The organism is Amycolatopsis echigonensis, from assembly GCF_002846615.1.
GTDB lineage: Bacteria > Actinomycetota > Actinomycetes > Mycobacteriales > Pseudonocardiaceae > Amycolatopsis > Amycolatopsis echigonensis.
Window position 1 is genome coordinate 5,245,166 of the sequence record NZ_PJMY01000003.1, and the last position, 18,415, is coordinate 5,263,580.

Below are 18,415 nucleotides of genomic sequence, written 5' to 3' on the forward strand. Positions count from 1 at the left end.
CCCGCGAGACGTTGGAGAATATGCGAGAGATGCTCGATGAGACGTTCGAGGCTGCGCAGGGGGGAGCTTTAGAGAACCCGGCGTAGTCGTCGCGGACACGGAGAGCCATCTCCGGTCGATGGCCCACGAGAGTGCGAACACGAGGCTCGGATTCTCGAGCCATAGCTCATCGGTAGGTGGGCGCTCCTGCGCGACGACTGCATGGAAGGCTCTTTTCAAGGTTTGGGCCTCGTCAGTGCCCGGTCCTGGTTAGAACCGGCCCAGGTGCCCGCGAGGCTTTCTCGGCGGGGACGGTTCCCTGCGGCGAAGCCCCGGCTCGCCCAGGCGCGGCGCACCCTCAGCCGATCACCCAGGCGAGCCCGCCGCGCCTGCCTTACGCCTCCTCCAGCCAGCGGCTCAACGGGAGCGCCGGAACGCGGTGCCCCCGATGCCCGACCATCTCTTCGTTGGCCACCAACGCATTCAGCACCGCCTCCTCGACCGCCTGCACCACCGCCTCGAAGAACGGGTCTATCGCGCCCCACGGGATGAACCGCATGCTCTCGTACGGCTCATCGTCCGGCCGGGGGAAATGGCTGGTCAATGCGCCCGCATTGGCCGTGCTGAAGGCCAGGAACAGGTCGCCTGAGAAGTGCGACCCGGTGGTCCCGGTCCGGGCCAGCCCCAGCGGTACCCGGCGGGCTAGAGCAGTGCACTGCCCGGGCAGCAGGGGCGCATCAGTGCCGATCACGACGATCACCGAACCGGCACCGGCGGGGGCCAGCCAGCTGGTGTCGGCCATGGGGTTGTCGTTGGCCAACGCAACGCCCACAGGTGACCCGGCCACGGTGAGTTCCGGGCGGCTCCCGAAGTTCGCCTGCACCAGGGCACCCACGGTGTAGCTGTCCGCCCCATGGGCAACAACCCGTGACGAAGTGCCAGTACCGCCCTTGAAGCCGTAGCAGGTCATGCCCGTTCCGCCACCCACCGAACCTTCGGCGATGGGGCCGGAAGCCGCCGCGTCGATGGCGGCGACGGCGTGTTCGGTCCGGATCGTCGGGGCGTTGACGTCGTTGAGGTACCCGTCCCACGTCTCCGCCACCACCGGCAGCAGCCACTCCGCCGCGGCGTCCGGGCGTTCGCGGACCACCCAGTCGATGATGCCCCGGTGACATGGCCCGACCGAGTGGGTGCTGGTGATCAGAACCGGCAGCATCAGCGACCCGGTCTCGGCGAGCCAGGCGCGGCCGGTCATTTCGCCGTTGCCGTTCAAGGAAAAGGTGCCCGCGGAGCAAGGCACGTCGAAGTGGGAACGGCCGCGCGGGAGGATCGCGGTGACGCCGGTCCGCACCGACGAACCTTCGATCAGGGTGGTGTATCCGACCTCGACGCCTGGGATGTCAGTGATCGCGTTGTGCGGGCCGGGCTTGCCGCCGAGGGCGAGGCCTAGGTCGCGGGCGCGGGTCATGCGGGGACCTCCAGCGAGCAGCGGGTCGAAACGCGGGCGTAGGACAGCACCATCGCCTCGGCGGCGGATCGGTCGAGCGGCGGCACCGCTTGAGTCAGGTGCAGTCCGTACCCGTCTTCGAGGGTGACGAGGTTGCGGGCGATGGTGACCGGGTCGTCGGTCAGGTCGAACACCCCCGTCGCGGCACCGGCTTCCAGGATGCCGACGTAGCCGCGGACCTGGCGTTCGTACAGCGCGATGTGCCGCGCGGCGTACGCCGGTTCGCGGCGGGCAATGGTGCCCAGTTCGTACAGCAGCACGCACAGTTCGTCGTTCTTGCCGTTCGGCAGGCCGCTGCCGATCATCGCGCGCATCCGGGCGCGCGGGTCGGACTCGGCCGCGACGGCGGCTTCGCGCGCTACACAGAAGCGTTCGACGGCTTCCTGCTGCACGTCTTCGAGCAGGTCGCTCAGGGAGGGGTAGTAGTACAGCAGGGAACCCGGCGACATGCCGGCGTGGTCCGCGACGTCGCGCAGCTTCAGGTTCAGCACGCCGCGTTCGACGACCGTGTGCCGCGCCGCGGCCACCAGTTCCGCCCGCCGCTCGGGGGCCTTGCTCGGTCTTGCCATGCCTTGATTCTTTGAACAAATCGCGAAAAACGCAACCCCTGGAGAGGCCCAGCCACGCTCACCCCTTGACGCGGCGGGCTTGAGGGCCTTAGCTGAACGCCCGGCTGGTTATTTGAGTTCCATTCAAAGAACGTAACGACGTGATGGAGGCCAGCGTTGTCCACCCCCGTCTTGCGCCGCGGGTTGCGCTCCCTCGGCACGCTGCTGATCACGCTTTCCGCGATCAGCCCGGCGTCCTCGGTGTTCGTCATCGCGCCGGGCGTCCTCACCGGCGCCGGATCGGGCGCCTTCTACGCCTTCCTCGCCGCCGCGGTCGTCGGTGTTTTCATGGCCTTCGTGTACGCCGAACTGGGCTCGGCCTTCCCGAGCGCGGGCGGCGAGTACACGATCGCCGCCCGCACGCTGGGCAAACTGCCCGGATTCATGGTGCTGGGCATCATGATCGTGACGCAGGTGCTGATCGTCGCGGTGATCGCGCTCGGCGTCGGCACCTACCTGAGCGTGGTGCTGCCCGGCGTGTCCCCGGCGGTCGTGGCGTCGGTGACGTGCGTTCTCGCCGCGATCGTCGCGGTGTTCGACATCAAGCTGAACGCCTGGGTGACCGGCGTTTTCCTCGCGGTGGAGCTGCTGGCGCTGATCGTGGTCGCGGTGCTCGGGCTGGCCAGCCCGGCGCGGCCGTTCACCGACCTGCTCGCGCATCCGGTCGCCCCGGGCGGCGGTCCGGCGACGATCAGCGCGGTGATGATCGCTACCGCGATCGCGATCTTCGCCTACAACGGCTACGGCTCGGCTGTCTACTTTGGAGAAGAGACCAAGGACGCCGGGCGCGGGGTGGCGCGCGCTGTCCTCATGGGACTCGGGGTCACCGTGCTGGCTGAGCTGGTCCCGGTCACCGCGGTGCTGATGGGCGCGCCGGACCTCGGCACTTTGTTCAGTTCTCCCAACATGTTGTCGTACTTCGTGCGGGCCCGCGGCGGCAGCACGCTCGACACCGTGCTGAGCCTCGCGGTCGCGCTCGCCATCATCAACGCGGTCCTCGCGATCGTGCTGATCAGTTCCCGGCTGGTGTTCAGCAGCGGACGGGACCGCGCGTGGCCGAAGGCGATGAACCGGGCGCTTTCCGCGGTGCACCCGAAGTTCGGCACCCCCTGGGTCGCGACGCTGGCGACCGGCTTCCTTGCTGCCGCACTGTGCTTTGTGGACCCGCAGATCCTGACAGTCGTGACGAGCACGTCGATCGTCGTGGTGTACGCGGCGCTGTGCCTCGGTGCCATCCTGGGCCGGCGCTCCGGAGCGACGGCGGGGGCGAAGTACCGGATGCCCGGGTTCCCGATCGCGCCGGTGGTGGCATTGGTCGCGCTGGCGTTCGTGCTGTATGTGAACGCGACCGATCCGGTGATCGGACGGCCGAGTCTCATCGTCACCGCAGTGATCGCGTTGCTGGCCTTGGGGTACTACCTCGTGGTGCTGCGTCGCCGGGGCGGCTGGCAGCTGAGTGACGCGGTGGAGGAGGAGGCCACGCCAGCGCCGGTGCGGGAGACGTCGTAATACGCGACAGGACCGTCCACTTGAGACCGTGGACGGTCCGGTTGTCCTGCCGCACCGGGTCCGGGATGATGCCCGGGTGCGGGTTTCAGTGCTGGACACATCGCCGATCGTCGCGGGATCGACCGCGCGCGAGGCGTTGCAGCGCACTGTCGACCTCGCCGAACTGGCGGACGAGTTGGGATATCACCGCTACTGGTTGCCCGAACACCACAGCATGCGTGGTGTCGCGAGCGCCGCGCCTGCCGTGTCAGTCGCCCGTGTGGCGGATGCGACGAAGAGGATCCGCGTCGGCGCGGGCGGCGTCCTGCTGCTCAATCATCCGCCGCTCGTCGTCGCCGAACAGTTCGGCACGCTCACCGCGTTCCATCCGGGCCGCATCGACCTCGGACTCGGCCGCGCGCTCGGCGGTCCGCAACGTGTGGCCGCGGCGCTGAACACGGGTCCGGCGGAAAGCTCTCCCGGTCGCGTCAAGGAGTTGCTGGAGTACTTCGCCGACACCGACCAGCCGCTGCGCGCAACTCCCGCACGAGGGAACGTGCCGGACGTCTGGCTCCTCGGCTCCAGCACGGCCAGCGCCTGCCTCGCCGCCGAACTGGGCCTGCCGTACGCGTTCGCCCGTCACCTCCGCCCCGCCGAAGCCGCCGCCGCGACCCGGATCTATCGCGAGTCCTTTCGTCCCGGCCGGACACGCGAACCGTCCATTGTGGTCAGCGTCGCGGTGGTCGCCGCCGCGACCGAGGAGCGGGCCGAATGGCTCGCCAGGTCCATTCGGGCTAAGGCGTTGAGCCGTTCGCGCGGCAAGCGGATCTTGTTGCCGCGCCCGGAAGACGCGGTCGTCGACCCGGCGGTCGGTCCCGGCCCGGTTCTCGCCGGAGCCCCGGCGGCACTGCGGAATTCGTTGCGCACAGTCATCGCCGAAACCGGCGCGGACGAGCTGATGATCACCACTCCGGTCCACGACCATGCCGAGCGGAAACGGTCCTATGTGCTGGTCCGAGAGATCTCGGACACTTTATCGCCGCCCGATTGATCCTATCTTGTCCGGTTATCTCAAGAAGGACCAGCTATGGCGCACGGGGTTTCCCCAACGTTCAACCTGGCGCTGGTTCGCATGTCACTTGTCGTGCCTAAGTTCCTGACGGCTTGGAAAGTGGGGATTCATGAACACCAGCGACGCGGTGCGGGCTCGCGCGATCACCAAGTGTTTCGGCGACGTGGTCGCGCTCGACGGCGTGGATCTCGACGTGGCGTACGGCGAGATCCATGGGCTCGTCGGCCCGAACGGCGCGGGCAAAACGACCCTGCTCGGCCTGCTGCTCGGACTCGCGGTCGCGGACGAGGGCGACCTCGAGATCCTCGGCCGCCCGATCGGCCGGGCGCTCGCCGCCCCGGACGGCATCTCCGGGTTCGTGGACGGGCCGGGCCTCTACCCGTCGCTCACCGCGCGGCAGAACCTCGCCGCGCTGGCCTCGCTGCGCGGCCAGACCGTCGACGTCGACGACCTCCTCGCGCAGGTCGGGCTCAGCGACGTCGCCGACGACCGGGCACGCGGGTTCTCGCTCGGCATGCGCCAGCGCCTCGGCCTCGCCGCCGCGCTGCTGACCAAGCCGCGGCTGCTGGTCCTCGACGAGCCCGCCAACGGTCTCGACCCGGCGGGCAAGAAACACGTGCACAGCGTGCTCACCCGGCTCGCCGACGAGGGCGCCGCGGTGGTGCTGTCCAGCCACCGGATGGACGATCTCGAAGCGCTCTGCTCGGAGGTCACCATCCTGTCCGCCGGGCGCGTCGTCTTCACCGGACCGCTGGCGAAACTGTCTTCCGCGGACCGCGAGCTGGCGTATCGCCTGGTCACCTCGGATCAGAAAGCAACCCGCGAGATCGCCGAGAACGTCCCGGGGCTGCGGATCGACGACACCCAGACCCCGCGCGGGCAGGCCGACGTCCTGGTGGTGAGCGGCCTGGTGCCCGCGCTGGACGACCTGGTCGCACGCGTCGTCGGCAAGGGCATCGGCGTACGGGAACTCGCTCCGGTCGTCTCGCCGCTCGAAGCGGCGTTCCTGGAGCTGACGGAGCAGGGGGACAAGCGATGACCGCCGTCGAGGAACGGGACGCACCGGCCTCCGTCCGCCCGGTCGGACTGGGCCGCGGCTACCGGTTCGAACTGGTGAAGCTGGTGTCGCAGTGGCGGATCCGCGTGCTGCTGCTCGCCTGCTGGCTCGCGCCGGCGGTGTTCGTCGCCGCGGTCAGCCAGCAGAGCGACCTGCCGGTGGACACCCTGTTCGGTCGCCTGATGAACATCACCGGCTGGGCCGGACCCCTCGTGCTGCTCGGGTTCGCCGGCAGCTACGCGCTTCCGCTGCTGACCTCGCTGGTAGCCGGCGACGTCTTCGCGGCGGAGGACCGGCTCGGCACCTGGCGGCACCTGCTGGTGGCGATGCGGTCGTACCGGCGGATTTTCGTCTCGAAGGCGCTCGCCAGCCTCACCGTGATCCTGTTGCTGGTCCTCGGACTGGCGGTGTCCAGCACCGTCGGCGGTCTTGTCGCGGTCGGCGGACAGCCCCTGGTCGGACTCGACGGACACCTCCTGTCCTCGGGCGACGCCGCGCTGAAGGTCATGCTCGCCTGGCTCTGCGTGCTCGCCCCGACCCTTGCCCTGGCGGGGGTCGGCCTGCTCGGCTCTGTCGCGTTAGGACGGTCGCCGATGGGCTTGCTGCTGCCCGCGGTCGTCGCGCTCGTGATGACGGTCGCGCAGCTGCTGCCGCTGCCGGTCGTCGTGCGGCTCGCGCTGCCGACGTACGCGTTCATCTCGTGGAACGGCCTTTTCAGCGACCCGGTCCAGCTCGGTCCGCTGCTGGTCGGCGTCGGGGTGAGCCTGGTCTGGGCAGTGGTCGCCACCGCACTGGCCTACGCGCTGTTCCTGAGGCGCGACTTCACCGACCTGACCTACGACGGCGCCGGTCGTCGCGTGCTGACCGCGGGTTTGCTGCCGCTGGCCGGGCTGATCGGCGTCACAGTGGCGGTCGTCGCGGTCGCCGCGCCGGCGTCGGGTTCGGGCATCGACCAGGCGAAGATGCAGCAGTCGCTCTCCACCGAGTTCGCGCACCTCTACCGGATCCAGACCGCGCAGCTGCACCGTCCGGACGTCACGGAGGAGCAGCTCGCCGCGAGCACGGAATGCACCAAGGGCGGCGGCCTCGTCGAGGCCGAAGGCCCCGGCAACGACTGGCGTTGCGTCGTCTCCTGGCATCTCCCTGGCAGCTCCGCGACCGGGCAGGCGATCTACCAGCTCGATGTCACCTCGGACGGGCGGTTTGTCGCCGACGGCGACGGACCGAAGGAAGTGAACGGCTACTTCCAGGTGCGGACCCCGGAAGGGGACCGGCCCAACCCGCTGTGGCAGTTCGACGGCAACGTCGAGCTGCTCTCCTCCACGAAGGGATGAGGACATGCAAGTAACGCGCCGTCGCAGGCGTGGCGGGAAAAAGGATTTCCGCAGATCCCGCAAGCTGCGCTTCGTCACGGCGGGCGCGACCGCGGTCGCTCTCGTCGCCACGGGCTCGGGCATCGGCCTCGCCTCCACCAAGCAGTTCGGCACCGACCAGGTCGGCCAGGAAACCGACAAGGGCCTGACCATCTCGAGCGACCAGTACCTCAAGCCGATCGGCGAGCGGCTAGTGGTGCCCAACGGCAAGATCATGTCCTCGGCGGTCAGCCCGGACGGCAGCCACCTCGCCGCGCTGACCACCGACGGCGGCATCGCGCTGACCATCGTCGACCTGAAGAGCTGGAAGGTGCAGCAGCTCGTCGGCAAGGACAAGAAGGCCGACCTGCAGCTGCCGGGCAATGACGTCGGCCAGGAAGGCCCGTCGTACTCGCCCGACGGCAAGACGCTGTGGCTGGGCCAGATCGACGGCTACCGCAAGTTCACCGTCAACCCGGACGGCACGGTCGCCAACCCGACCTTCGTGCCGATCCCGGCCGACGGCGCGAAGCATTCCCTTGCCGCGGGCGCGATCTTCTCCGCGGACGGGTCCACTGTGTACTCCGCGGTGAACGGCCAGAACCGCGTCGTCGCGATCGACGCGGCCAGCGGCCAGATCAAGCAGAGCTGGACCGTCGGCAACGCGCCGCGCGCACTCGTCCAGATCGGCAACCGGATCTACGTCAGCAACGAGGGCGGCCGCGCGGCGAAGCCGGGCGACAGCACGCTGAACTCGTACGGCACCGACGTCGTCGCCGACCCGAAGACCGGGGCCGCCACCACCGGCACGGTCAGCGTGATCGACCTGGCGAACCCGGCCGCTCCGGTCAAGAGCATCGACGTCGGCCTGCACCCGACCGCGTTGCGCGCCAAGAACAACACCCTGTTCGTGGCGAACACCGGCGGCGACAGCGTTTCGGTGATCGACACCCAGCGCGACGCCGTGGTGCAGACCATCGCGACGCAGCCGTGGCCGGAAGCGACGGTCGGGTACGAGCCGACCGACATCGCGCTCACCCACGACGGCCACCTGCTGGTGACCCTCGGCCGGGCGAACGCGGTCGCGGTCTACCGCTACTGGTCCCCGCAGGCCCCGGCCGCCTTCATCGGGCTGCTGCCGACGGACTACTTCCCGTCCGGCATCTCAGCGTCGGGCAACAACATCCTGGTCGCGAACACCCGCGGCATCGACGCCCGCCGCCCGACCACCGCCGCCGGGCACGCCACGCACGACACCACGTCGAGCCTGCAGCGGTTCACGCTGCCGAGCGACCAGCAGACCTGGGCACAGACCTCTCAGGTGTTCAAGCAGAACGGCTGGACGCCGGGTTCGGTGCAGAAGGCGAACGACAACCGCGACGTCAAGCCGGTTCCGGTGCCGCAGCGTCTCGGCGACCCGTCCACGATCAAGCACGTTTTCTTGCTGGTCAAGGAAAACCGGACGTACGACCAGGTCTTCGGCGACATGGCGAAGGGCAACGGCAACCCGGCGCTCGCGCAGTTCGGCCAGGCCGTCACGCCGAACCAGCACGCGCTGGCCAGCCAGTTCGGGCTGTACGACAACACCTACGACATCGGCACGAACTCGGCCGAGGGCCACAACTGGCTGATGCAGGCGGACAACCCGGAGTACACCGAGTCGTCCGCGGGCGAGTACAAGCGCAGCTACGACACCGAGGACGACGCGCTGGGCCACCAGCGCAGCGGCTTCCTGTGGACCGGGGCGCAGGCGGCGGGCAAGACCGTCCGCGACTTCGGCGAGTTCCAGCAGTTCCTGACCAAGCCCGCGGGCGCGACCTGGCAGAACCTGTACTGCGACTCGAAGAACATGGCCGCGACCGGCGAGCCGACCGCGTACCCGCTGGTCTCGTCGTCGCCGATCCCGTCGCTGAACAGCGTCTCGGTGCCGGGCTTCCCGAAGTTCGACACCGACGTGCCGGACCAGTACCGGTACGAGATCTGGAAGAACGACTTCGAGAAGAACGGCCCGGCGAACCTGAACATGTTCTGGCTGTCGAGCGACCACACCGGCGGGCCGCCGAGCCCGGCCGCGCAGGTCGCCGACAACGACCTCGCCGTCGGCAAGATCGTCGACAAGATCTCGCACAGCCAGTACTGGAAGGACTCGGCGATCTTCGTGGTCGAGGACGACTCCCAGGCCGGGCTGGACCACGTCGACGGGCACCGGGCCCCGATCCAGATCATCAGCCCGTACGCCCAGCACGGCAAGACCGACAGCCGGTACTACTCGCAGATCACCATGATCCGCACCATCGAGCAGATCCTCGGGATCCACCCGATGAACCAGAAGGACAGCGCGGCCACCCCGATGGCGACCGCGTTCACGCCGCAGCCGGACACCACGCCGTTCACCGCGGTGCCGAACCAGACGTCGCTGACCGCCGGGCTCAAGACCCAGCCGTCGTGCGGCCCGGACAACGTCCCGACGGCGTCCACCGCGGCGGCGTCGGCGGCGGTGCCCGCGGACAAGCAGCAGCTGGTGCAGCAGTGGCAGCAGTGGCAGTCGCAGCAGAAGCTGACCGGCCCGAACGCCACGGCGGACTACGCCAACCCCGCGCAGATGGACCACTTCACGTGGTACCAGGTGCACGGATGGACCCAGCCGTATCCGGGCGAGGACAAGATCTTCGCTCCGGACCAGGTGCCGGGGGCGTTCATCCCGTCGGCCGAATCGGACGGCTGATATTCGTTAGCCGGTAAAGGAAAGCCCCTGTCCGCTTACCAGGCGGGCAGGGGCTTTCTTCGTGGTATCTCAACGCGCGTGCGGTAGTGGAGCACACTCCCGAGGATCCGGTCAGGAGCCGGTGTGCTGCTCCGGTGCCAGCGAGTTCCCCGGCGCGATCTGCCCGCAGCTGGACGGAGCGGCTTTGCCCGCGAACCGGTCGCCGAGCCAGGCGATCGCGGCGGGAGCCCACGCCGGGAGCGCGGTGGCGTGGCTGAGGGCGTCGTACTGCGTGTACGTGATCGAGGTGTTTCCGTCCGCGCAGTACTGCTTCGCGAGCGCGCGGACGTCCCCGGCCACCATCACGCCGTCGCCGGTGCCGATGCCCGGCTCGTTGCTCACGGTGCCTTCGAGCGCGCCGTTGTTGGCCTGCGCGATGAACCCGGGAATCGACGGCGTCGCGGCCGAACCGATGTTCACCTTGTTGACCGCGTCGACGAACGGCGGCACCGAATCCGGGTTCGCGTACTCCGGCTTGACCAGCTTCTGCCAGGTCAGCCCGGGGTAGTGGCCGAGCGCCTGTGCGATCGACGCGTGCTCGAGTTCGGCGAGCACCTTGAGGCCGTACTCGCTGGCGTACGGTTTGAGGTCGATGCCGTAGCCGCGGGAGACGCCGATCAGCGCCATCGGGATCACGCCGGACCAGACCGGGCTGCCGCCGACGTACTTGAGATTGTGCGCGGGATCGACGAGCACCCCGCCCTCGGCGAAACCGACGAGGTTCTTCTCGACCTCCGGCGCGTAGCTCGCGGCGATCGCCGAGGCCCAGCCGGTCGCGATCGCGCCGCCGGAATATCCGAGGAGGCCGAATTTGGTGGACTCGGTCATCCCGGTGCCGGACGCGTGCGTGGCGGCGCGGAGGGAGTCCAGAGTGGTTTTGCCGTATTCCGGACCGGCGGCGAAATCGGCGGCCGGGCCCTCGGTGTCCGGGATGACGACGCTGTACCCGAGCGCGAGTGCCGGCGCGATCAGCAGCGACTCGGCGTTCGGCAGCACGCCTCCGAGCCGGACGTCGCCCGCGATCGCGCGAGACGGTGCGTCCGCGGGGTCGAGCGAGTCGTACGCGGATTGGTACGAAACGGCTTTTCCGTTGTCGCCGGCGGGATTGCGGACGACCGAGGTGACGTTCGCGGTGGGATTGCCCTGTGCGTCGGAGGTCCGGTACAGCACCTGGGTGGCCTGGACTGGAGTCGGGAAGCCGAAGACGTGATACGTCAACGTCCGCGTCTTCAATACGGTGCCCGGTGCATACGACGAGAGCGGGGTGCTGCCGTCGTAACTGTAGAAGGAATCGGCCGAGGCCGCGGCGGGCAGCGCGACGGCGGACGTGATCGCGAGAGCGGCGGCGGCGATCAGCGCGCGGACGGATTTCCGGACCATGACTCCCCTTTGAACCATGAAGTGGATCACAACTGGCGGGTAACTTACCAGCGAGTAGGTATCCGCACAACTACGGAAGGTGCAGGCAGTGCCGGTGTTGGGGGTCCAGGCAGGCCCGGCGTAGGCCGCGGCGATCGCGACGGCGCGGTCGTGCCGCGCTTGCGGCGCAAGGACTTCCGCGTTGATCCCGGGTGCAGCGCCCATTCGGCGTGCTGGGAATCCTGGAAACCGCCTCCAGCCCGAATCCACCCGTCGCGGGCGATTTCTTCGGTGCGAATCGCGAACGGGGTCCAGGACAATTCTTCCCGCCGTTCTGGACGAATTCGGACTACCGCGACGATGTGGCCGCCTTGGGCCCGGAACCGCGTGTTGCGTTCCTGCCAAGCCCGGCCGAGGTCCACTGGATCCGGCCGCTGCGCGGGTTCGTCGAGTTCTTCGGCGGCCACGCGCCGACCACTGTGAGCAGGGCCGAAGCGAGCGCCGAACCTGCCGCGAACCCCGTGATCCGTCCGGTGGACCTGCTCTTGCCCAGGTCAGAGCGGTAGCGCATGCTGGAGTCCGCAAGGACGCGGCGGAGGTGACGGGGATGGCGGCTGAGCCGACCTTGATCGGGTCCGTGCAGCGTGCGCTGCATCTGCTCGACGCGGTCGGCGCGAGCGAGCGGCCGGTGCCGGCCAAGGTGCTCGCCCGCACGGTCGGGCTGCCGCTGCCCACGACGTATCACCTGCTGCGCACCCTCGTCCACGAGGGATATCTGTGCAAGCTCGACGACGGCTACGCGCTCGGCAGCCAGGTCAGCGAACTGCGCCAGCACACGTCGCTGCACGCGTTGCTGCCGAAGATCCGGCCGGTGCTGCGCGCGCTTCGCGACGAGGTGCACGGCGCGGCCTACCTCTCGCTCTACTCCGACGGCGACATCAAGCTCGTCGACATCGCCGACGGCCCGGCCGCCCCGTCGGTCGACCTGTGGGTCGGCGTGCACGAATCGGCGCACGCGACGGCGTTCGGCAAGTGCATCCTGTCCGGCCTCGACAGCGAGGGCCGCCGGGACTATCTGTCGCGGCATCAGCTGGCGGACCTCACGCCGCCCTACCTTTCAGGGATGTCCGCGGTCCGCGAGGATCGGCGGATGCAGGTGGAGCGGGTATGGCTTTCATGCCTGCTGCCGGTGATGGTTCAGAGTGCTGTGCCGCCCGCTCCACCACCTGGTTCTGACCGCTGATTAGGCACTGCGAACCATCGCTATGTAGGGCGTTGACGGCGGAATCGGGACGCACCACACCGTGTGATCGACCGGAGGTTCGATGGCAGTAAAAGCAGGCATCGATGTCGCCAAGGAGTTCCACTGGGTCGCGATCGTCGCCGCCGAGACCGGGAAAGTCCTGCTCTCCCGGCGCGTCGACAACGACCCGGACAGCATCGACGCCCTGATCGCCCAGCTGCGCCAGGCCGAAGCCGAGCACGGCGAGCTCACCGCCGCGATCGACCTGATGGGCGGAGTGGCCAGCTTGCTGACCGCCATGCTGCTGGAGGCAGGTGTCCGCCTGGTCCACGTCCCGGGCCTGGTGGTCAACCGAGCCCGCCGCGCCAGCAAGGGCGGCGAAGCCAAATCCGATCCCCGCGACGCGGCCACCATCGCCGACCAGCTGCGCCTGCGCGACGACTGGCGCATCGTCACCGCCGAGGACGACATCACCCTCGACCTGCGGATGCTGGTCTCCCGACGCCGTGAACTCGTCATCGATCAGACCCGCCGCCTCAACCGGCTGCGCGAAACCCTGGCCGGGTTCTTCCCCGGCCTGGAACGCGTCGTGGACGTGACCAACCTCAGCGACCTGCGGCTTCTGGTCCGCTTCGTCACACCGGAAGAGGTCCGCGAAGCCGGACGCGACGGCCTGATCGATCACATGCTGGCCGCGGGCGTCCGCCGCAGCTATGCCGAACCCTTGGCAGGCAAGGCGATTGCGGCCGCTCAGGCCCAGCATGTGATCGTTCCCGGGCAGAAGCGCATGGCCGAGTTCGCCCGCGAGTTCGCCACCGACGCGATCGCGGCCCGGCACCGCATCGGCGAACTGGAGAACCAGATCGCCGACGGGCTCGACCGCCACCCTGACGCGGCCCTCGTCCGAAGCCTGCCGGGGATGGGGGCCACCCTGACCGCGGAATTCCTCGCGGAGGCAGGAAACCTGGACCGCTTCGCCAGCGCCGATCAGCTCGCTTCGGCCGCCGGCCTCGCGCCGGTCCTGCAGCAGTCCGGGAAGATGAACTACCTGCGGCGAGCCACCGCCGGCAGCAAACACCTGAAGTTCATCTTCTACCAGTCCGCGTTCTGCGCGATCCGCACCGACCCACTCAGCAAAGCTTTCTACCAGCGCAAACGCGCCGAAGGGAAGCGCCATCACCAGGCACTGATCGCGCTGGCCCGACGACGCATCAACGTCCTCTACGCGCTCCTGCGCACCCGCCAGCCTTACCAGGCCGACTACCGACACACCACGGCTACCGCTGCTTGACATAAACATTAGGCAGCACACCATCACCGACAGCCGGGTTCTGGAGCAGCGGCTGTCGCAGAGCGGCGACGTTTTCAACGATCGCGAGGAGTACCTGCTCGGCACCGCGTGCCTGGCGACGAGCGTCCGCACGCCGGGCGCGCTGGGCGCGGTCGCGATCTCCCTGCCCGCGCGACGGCTGGGCTCCGCCCCGTTGCAGTCGTTGCGCCGGGCTGCCCAACGGGTGTCGCGCGCGCTGGCCGTCACGCACTGAACCGGCTGTTATCACCATCTGAAATCCAGCCCGTTGTCCGGCGGACCGCGCGCGGCGAAAGTGGCCTCCAGAACGAACGGGAGGTCCCATGGAAGCGCAGGACAGGCTGGACCTGTACCGCACGATGGTCCTGATCCGCACCTACGAGGAGGCCATCCTCCGCGAGTACCACGCCGACAAGAAACCCGTCTTCGACATCGGCGCCGGCCTCGTCCCCGGCGAGATGCACCTGTCCGCCGGGCAGGAACCGGTGGCGGCGGGCGTCTGTGCGCACCTCACCGGCGACGACGCGGTCACCGCGACGCACCGGCCGCACCATTTCGCCATCGCGCACGGCGTGGACCTTCAGCGGATGACCGCTGAGATCTTTGGCCGGACCACCGGACTCGGCGGTGGCCGCGGCGGGCATATGCACCTGTTCGACCCGGCGGTGCACTTCTCCTGCTCCGGCATCATCGCCGAGGGCTACCCGCCCGCGCTCGGGCAGGCGCTCGCGTTCCAGCGCCGGGGGACGGACCGGATCGCGGTCGCGGTGACCGGCGAGGGCGCGGCGAACCAAGGCGCGTTCCACGAATCGCTCAACCTCGCGGCGTTGTGGAAGCTGCCGGTGGTCTTCGTGGTGGAGGACAACGACTGGGGCATCTCGGTGCCGCGCAGCGCGTCCACGTGCGTCACGTCGAACGCGGACCGCGCCGCCGGATACGGGATTCCGGGCGTGCGCGTCGAGGACAACTCGGTCGAGGCCGTCCACGAGGCGGCAGGCCAGGCGGTCGCGCGGGCTCGCGCCGGCGAAGGACCCAGCCTGATCGAGGTGCACACGCTGCGGCTGTGGGGGCACTTCGAGGGCGACGCGCAGGGTTACCGGTCTGATTTGGACGGTGTGCCCGGGCGGGATCCGTTGCCTACCTACGAGAACCAGCTGCGCGCTGATGGCGAGCTCGACGACGCGAAGGTCGCCGGGTTCCGGGCGGCGGCCAGCGAACGAGTCGAAGCGGCGATCGCGTTCGCCAAGGAAAGCCCTGAGCCGGACCCCGCCACCGCGCTCGATTTCGTGTTCGCGCGAGCCTGACGACACAGCGAGGAGAAGCAGCAATGACGCTCACCGAACCCTCCGCGCCCGCCGGGCGGAAACTCAGCACCGCGAAGGCCATGGTGGAGGCCATCGCCCAGGAAATGGAACGCGCCGAGCGGGTGTTCGTGCTCGGCGAAGACGTCGGTTCCTACGGCGGCATCTTCAGCTCCACCACCGGATTGCTCGATCAGTTCGGCCCGCGGCGCGTGCTCGACACGCCGATCTCCGAGACCGCCTTCATCGGCACCGCGATCGGAGCGGCGGTCGAGGGGATGCGGCCGGTGGTCGAGCTGATGTTCGTCGACTTCTTCGGCGTGTGCATGGACCAGATCTACAACCACATGGCGAAAATCCACTACGAATCCGGTGGGAACGTGTCCGTGCCGATGGTGCTGACCGCCGCGGTCGGCGGCGGGTACTCCGACGGCGCGCAGCATTCCCAATGCCTGTGGGGGACGTTCGCGCACCTGCCCGGGATGAAGGTCGTCGTGCCGAGCAATCCCGCCGACGCCAAGGGGTTGATGACCTCCGCGATCCGCGACGACAACCCGGTGGTGTACCTGTTCCACAAGGGCGTCATGGGATTGCCGTGGATGGCGAAGAACCGCCGGTCGATCGGCCCGGTCCCGGAAGGCGACCACACGGTCCCGATCGGCAAGGCGAACGTCGTGCGCCCGGGCAGCGACGTCACCGTCGTGACGCTGTCCCTGTCGGTGCACCACGCGCTGGACGTCGCCGACGAACTCGCCGGGCAGGGCGTCGACTGCGAGGTCGTGGACCTGCGCAGCCTGGTCCCGTTGGACACCGAAACGATCCTCGATTCGGTCGGCAAAACCGGCCGGTTGCTCGTCGTGGACGAGGACTACCTGTCGTTCGGCCTGTCCGGCGAGGTGATCGCCCGCGTCGTGGAGCGGGATCCGACCCTGCTGCGTGCCCCAGCGGCGCGCGTAGCGGTGCCGGACGTGCCGATCCCGTACGCGCGTCCGCTGGAGTACGCGGTGCTGCCGACACCGGCGCGGATCCGTCAGGCCGTCCTCAACCTGGTGGGCGCATGACCGACGTTCCGTTCCCGGTCCTGTCCGAAAACGACCCGGACGGCGAGGGAGTCCTCGCCACCTGGTTCGCGACGGATGGCGCGACTGTCCGCGAGGGCGAGCTGATCGCGGAGGTCGCGGTGGACAAGGTCGACGCGGAGGTGCCCGCTCCGGTCGGCGGTGTGGTCCGGTTTCTGGTGGGGGAGGGCGAAGTGGTGAAGCAGGGCGCGCCGATCGCCCGCATCGAGTAAGCGCACGGGCCGCCGCCGGGTTCCACCGCTGCCCGGCGGCGGCCCGTGTTTCCCTCAGCTGACGTTCGCGAACTGCCCCGGCTGGTACAGCCCGGCCGGAGTGCGCACGATGACGTTCATCCGGTTGGCCGCGTTGATCAGCCCGATCAGGCATACCAGCACGGCGAGCTGGTCGTCGTCGTAGTGCTCGCGCGCCTGCGCCCACGTTTCGTCGGATACGCCGCCGCCGTCCGCGATGCGGGTGCCCTCCTCGGTCAGCGCGAGCGCGGCCCGCTCGGCGGGGGTGAACACGGTCGCCTCGCGCCAGGCGGCCACCAGGTACAGCCGCTCCGCGGTCTCGCCGGCCGCGGTGGCGTCCTTCGTGTGCATGTCGGTGCAGAAGCCGCAGCCGTTGATCTGGCTGGCCCGCAGCGAAACCAGTTCCTGTGTCGGCTTCGGCAGCGACGAGTTGTGCAGCAGCATGCTCAGCCCGGCGAACCGCTTGCCGAGCGACTTGCCGAGGTCGTTGTTCATCAGGTCGAACCGTGCGCTCATCAGATCCTCCAGTGTGGTGAAGCGGATGCCCATGAGATGCCGGCCGCCCGCCGGATGTGACAACCCGCTTGGTGACCCGCGTCGCATCCGGAAAACCAGTGGCCGCGGCACTGGGCCGGGACTCAGAATGCGGAGATGGCTACCAGGGCAGTACCGCGCGGGCGACCGGGCTGAGCCTGGTCTCGTGGGTGCTGTTCGCGAGTTCGGGTCCGCTCGCCAAGGCGGTGCTGGACGCGGGCTGGACCCCGGCGGCGGTCACCGCGGTGCGGATCGGCCTCGCCGCGGTCCTGCTGGCGCCCGGCGTCGCGTTGCTGCGGCCGCGAGCGTTGCGGTTCCGGCGCGCTGAACTCTGGCTGCCGCTCGGCTACGGACTGCTCGGCGTCGCGGGTGTGCAGCTGTTCTTTTTCGTTGCGGTGTCCCGGATTCCGGTCGCGGTGGCGATGGTGCTGGTGAACCTGTCGCCGGTGCTGGTCGCGCTGTGGGTGCGCGTCGTCCGGCGAACGCGGCTGTCCGCGGCGGTGTGGCTGGGAATCGCGCTGGCGGTCGCCGGGCTGGTGCTGATCGCCGGGCTCGGGCGCGGGGCGAAGCTGGACTTCCTGGGCGTCGCGGCAGGATTGGCGTCGGCGGTCTGTTCCGCCGGATACTTCCTGCTCGGCGAGCGCGGTGCGCAGCGGCACGATCCGCTCGGGATGACCGCGGCCGGGCTGGCGATCGGTGCGGTGGCGACCATCGCGGTAAGTCCATTATCGACTATCGCGATCGCCTCGAGTCCGGTGTTGCTCGGCACCGCGACAATTCCGGTCTGGCTGGCCCTGCTGATTCTGGCTGTCTTCGGCACGGTGCTGCCGTATCTGGCGGGGCTGCACGCGTTGGGCGGCTTGCCGGTCGCCTTGGCCGGAGTCCTGGCGCTGGCCGAACCCTTGGTCGCCGCACTGCTCGCGTGGCTGTTGCTGGGCCAAGCACTGGGTCCCGTGCAGCTGGTCGGAATGGCCGTGCTGCTCGGCGGCGGAACACTGGTGCAGACGGGAAAGCCTGCCCCGCAGCCGGGATTGGCTGCGGGGCAAGCGAAACCGGTCACATCTTCGCGGCGCCGGCCTTGATCGCCTCGCGGATCCGGGAGTACGTGCCGCAGCGGCAGACGTTGCGGATCTCGTCCAGATCGGAGTCGTTGATCTCGCGGCCCTTCGCCTTGGCCTCCTTGACCTTCGCGACCGCCGCCATGATCTGGCCGGGCTGGCAGTAGCCGCACTGCGCGACGTCGTTCTCCAGCCAGGCCTCCTGCATCGGGTGCAGGTCGGCCTTGACCGTGTCCGCCAGGCCCTCGATCGTGGTGATCTCGTCGGTGGCCTTGATGTCGGCCACCCGCACCGAGCACGGGTTGAACGCCTTGCCGTTGAAGTGCGACGTGCAGGCCTTGCACACGTTGATGCCGCAGCCGTACTTCGGGCCGCGGACGCCGAGCACGTCGCGCAGGACCCACAGCAGCCGCACGTTGTCGTCGACGTCGACGGACACCGGCTTCCCGTTGAGGATGAAGGTGTGCTTGCTCAT

At 69.1% G+C, this 18,415-nt stretch carries 16 protein-coding genes; 11 read left to right on the top strand and 5 right to left on the bottom strand.

The genetic code is table 11. From position 1 onward, the window contains the following. Positions 1 to 373: 373 nt before the first annotated feature. Together ATK30_RS29975 and ATK30_RS29980 are read right to left on the bottom strand one after the other, a co-directional pair. Complete coding sequence (locus ATK30_RS29975; RefSeq protein ID WP_101438341.1) at positions 374 to 1,447, bottom strand: DmpA family aminopeptidase; 1,074 nt, start codon at positions 1,445 to 1,447, stop codon at positions 374 to 376. Beyond that, positions 1,444 to 2,055, bottom strand: coding sequence for a TetR/AcrR family transcriptional regulator (locus ATK30_RS29980; protein ID WP_101438342.1), 612 nt, complete (start codon positions 2,053 to 2,055; stop codon positions 1,444 to 1,446). The genes ATK30_RS29975 and ATK30_RS29980 overlap by 4 nt, the downstream gene beginning before the upstream one ends. A 156-nt stretch (positions 2,056 to 2,211) precedes the next feature. On the opposite strand from ATK30_RS29980, the gene ATK30_RS29985 reads away from it, so the two are divergent. The 5 genes from ATK30_RS29985 (at position 2,212) to ATK30_RS30005 (ending at position 9,788) form a co-directional block, all read left to right on the top strand. Continuing rightward, positions 2,212 to 3,603 carry an APC family permease gene (locus ATK30_RS29985; RefSeq protein ID WP_101438343.1) on the top strand — a complete coding sequence of 464 codons (1,392 nt, stop codon included), beginning with the start codon at positions 2,212 to 2,214 and terminating at the stop codon, positions 3,601 to 3,603. A 76-nt stretch (positions 3,604 to 3,679) separates the two neighbouring features. Then, positions 3,680 to 4,633, top strand: a complete 954-nt coding sequence (locus ATK30_RS29990; RefSeq protein ID WP_167442031.1) for an MsnO8 family LLM class oxidoreductase — start codon at positions 3,680 to 3,682, stop codon at positions 4,631 to 4,633. A 130-nt stretch (positions 4,634 to 4,763) separates the two neighbouring features. Further along, complete coding sequence (locus ATK30_RS29995) at positions 4,764 to 5,693, top strand: ABC transporter ATP-binding protein (protein ID WP_101438345.1); 930 nt, start codon at positions 4,764 to 4,766, stop codon at positions 5,691 to 5,693. After that, positions 5,690 to 7,045: an ABC transporter permease gene (locus ATK30_RS30000; protein ID WP_101438346.1), complete on the top strand. Its 1,356-nt coding sequence runs from the start codon at positions 5,690 to 5,692 to the stop codon at positions 7,043 to 7,045. Before ATK30_RS29995 ends, ATK30_RS30000 begins: the two co-directional genes overlap by 4 nt. Positions 7,046 to 7,049: 4 nt before the next feature. After that, complete coding sequence (locus ATK30_RS30005) at positions 7,050 to 9,788, top strand: bifunctional YncE family protein/alkaline phosphatase family protein (RefSeq protein ID WP_101438347.1); 2,739 nt, start codon at positions 7,050 to 7,052, stop codon at positions 9,786 to 9,788. Between the two features lie 111 nt (positions 9,789 to 9,899). On the opposite strand, the gene ATK30_RS30010 is transcribed toward ATK30_RS30005, so the two are convergent. Next, positions 9,900 to 11,207, bottom strand: coding sequence for a lipase family protein (locus ATK30_RS30010; protein ID WP_101438348.1), 1,308 nt, complete (start codon positions 11,205 to 11,207; stop codon positions 9,900 to 9,902). A gap of 586 nt (positions 11,208 to 11,793) precedes the next feature. On the opposite strand from ATK30_RS30010, the gene ATK30_RS30020 reads away from it, so the two are divergent. The 5 genes from ATK30_RS30020 (at position 11,794) to ATK30_RS30045 (ending at position 16,330) form a co-directional block, all read left to right on the top strand. Then, positions 11,794 to 12,429, top strand: coding sequence for an IclR family transcriptional regulator (locus ATK30_RS30020; protein WP_244194772.1), 636 nt, complete (start codon positions 11,794 to 11,796; stop codon positions 12,427 to 12,429). Positions 12,430 to 12,511: 82 nt separating this feature from the next. After that, positions 12,512 to 13,720, top strand: coding sequence for an IS110 family RNA-guided transposase (locus ATK30_RS30025; protein ID WP_101433892.1), 1,209 nt, complete (start codon positions 12,512 to 12,514; stop codon positions 13,718 to 13,720). A 341-nt stretch (positions 13,721 to 14,061) separates the two neighbouring features. Then, a complete protein-coding gene (locus ATK30_RS30035; protein WP_101438350.1) occupies positions 14,062 to 15,042 on the top strand; it encodes a thiamine pyrophosphate-dependent dehydrogenase E1 component subunit alpha in 981 nt (326 codons plus the stop codon). Positions 15,043 to 15,065: 23 nt separating this feature from the next. Continuing rightward, complete coding sequence (locus tag ATK30_RS30040) at positions 15,066 to 16,100, top strand: alpha-ketoacid dehydrogenase subunit beta (RefSeq protein ID WP_101438351.1); 1,035 nt, start codon at positions 15,066 to 15,068, stop codon at positions 16,098 to 16,100. Beyond that, positions 16,097 to 16,330 (top strand): biotin/lipoyl-containing protein, encoded by a 234-nt coding sequence (locus ATK30_RS30045; RefSeq protein WP_101438352.1) that lies wholly within the window; start codon positions 16,097 to 16,099, stop codon positions 16,328 to 16,330. Before ATK30_RS30040 ends, ATK30_RS30045 begins: the two co-directional genes overlap by 4 nt. Positions 16,331 to 16,384: 54 nt before the next feature. On the opposite strand, the gene ATK30_RS30050 is transcribed toward ATK30_RS30045, so the two are convergent. Next, positions 16,385 to 16,864, bottom strand: a complete 480-nt coding sequence (locus ATK30_RS30050; RefSeq protein ID WP_101441146.1) for a carboxymuconolactone decarboxylase family protein — start codon at positions 16,862 to 16,864, stop codon at positions 16,385 to 16,387. 71 nt (positions 16,865 to 16,935) lie between these two features. Between ATK30_RS30050 and ATK30_RS30055 the strand changes: the two genes are divergently transcribed. Then, the gene (locus tag ATK30_RS30055; protein WP_244194773.1) at positions 16,936 to 17,964 is read left to right on the top strand and encodes an EamA family transporter; all 1,029 of its coding nucleotides are present in this window, start codon (positions 16,936 to 16,938) and stop codon (positions 17,962 to 17,964) included. Here the strand turns inward: ATK30_RS30055 and ATK30_RS30060 are convergent. Further along, positions 17,939 to 18,415 carry a (2Fe-2S)-binding protein gene (locus tag ATK30_RS30060; protein ID WP_101438353.1) on the bottom strand — a complete coding sequence of 159 codons (477 nt, stop codon included), beginning with the start codon at positions 18,413 to 18,415 and terminating at the stop codon, positions 17,939 to 17,941. The two genes, ATK30_RS30055 and ATK30_RS30060, sit on opposite strands and share 26 nt — an antisense overlap.

Coding starts and splice junctions, on each gene's coding strand:
- ATK30_RS30035 (WP_101438350.1), top strand. CDS start 14,062: ATGGAAGCGCAGGACAGGCTGGACCTGTACCGCACGATGGTCCTGATC.
- ATK30_RS30005 (WP_101438347.1), top strand. CDS start 7,050: ATGCAAGTAACGCGCCGTCGCAGGCGTGGCGGGAAAAAGGATTTCCGC.
- ATK30_RS30010 (WP_101438348.1), bottom strand. CDS start 11,207: ATGGTCCGGAAATCCGTCCGCGCGCTGATCGCCGCCGCCGCTCTCGCG.
- ATK30_RS29975 (WP_101438341.1), bottom strand. CDS start 1,447: ATGACCCGCGCCCGCGACCTAGGCCTCGCCCTCGGCGGCAAGCCCGGC.
- ATK30_RS29980 (WP_101438342.1), bottom strand. CDS start 2,055: ATGGCAAGACCGAGCAAGGCCCCCGAGCGGCGGGCGGAACTGGTGGCC.
- ATK30_RS30040 (WP_101438351.1), top strand. CDS start 15,066: ATGACGCTCACCGAACCCTCCGCGCCCGCCGGGCGGAAACTCAGCACC.
- ATK30_RS30000 (WP_101438346.1), top strand. CDS start 5,690: ATGACCGCCGTCGAGGAACGGGACGCACCGGCCTCCGTCCGCCCGGTC.
- ATK30_RS29995 (WP_101438345.1), top strand. CDS start 4,764: ATGAACACCAGCGACGCGGTGCGGGCTCGCGCGATCACCAAGTGTTTC.
- ATK30_RS30025 (WP_101433892.1), top strand. CDS start 12,512: ATGGCAGTAAAAGCAGGCATCGATGTCGCCAAGGAGTTCCACTGGGTC.
- ATK30_RS30060 (WP_101438353.1), bottom strand. CDS start 18,415: ATGAGCAAGCACACCTTCATCCTCAACGGGAAGCCGGTGTCCGTCGAC.
- ATK30_RS30020 (WP_244194772.1), top strand. CDS start 11,794: ATGGCGGCTGAGCCGACCTTGATCGGGTCCGTGCAGCGTGCGCTGCAT.
- ATK30_RS30050 (WP_101441146.1), bottom strand. CDS start 16,864: ATGAGCGCACGGTTCGACCTGATGAACAACGACCTCGGCAAGTCGCTC.
- ATK30_RS30045 (WP_101438352.1), top strand. CDS start 16,097: ATGACCGACGTTCCGTTCCCGGTCCTGTCCGAAAACGACCCGGACGGC.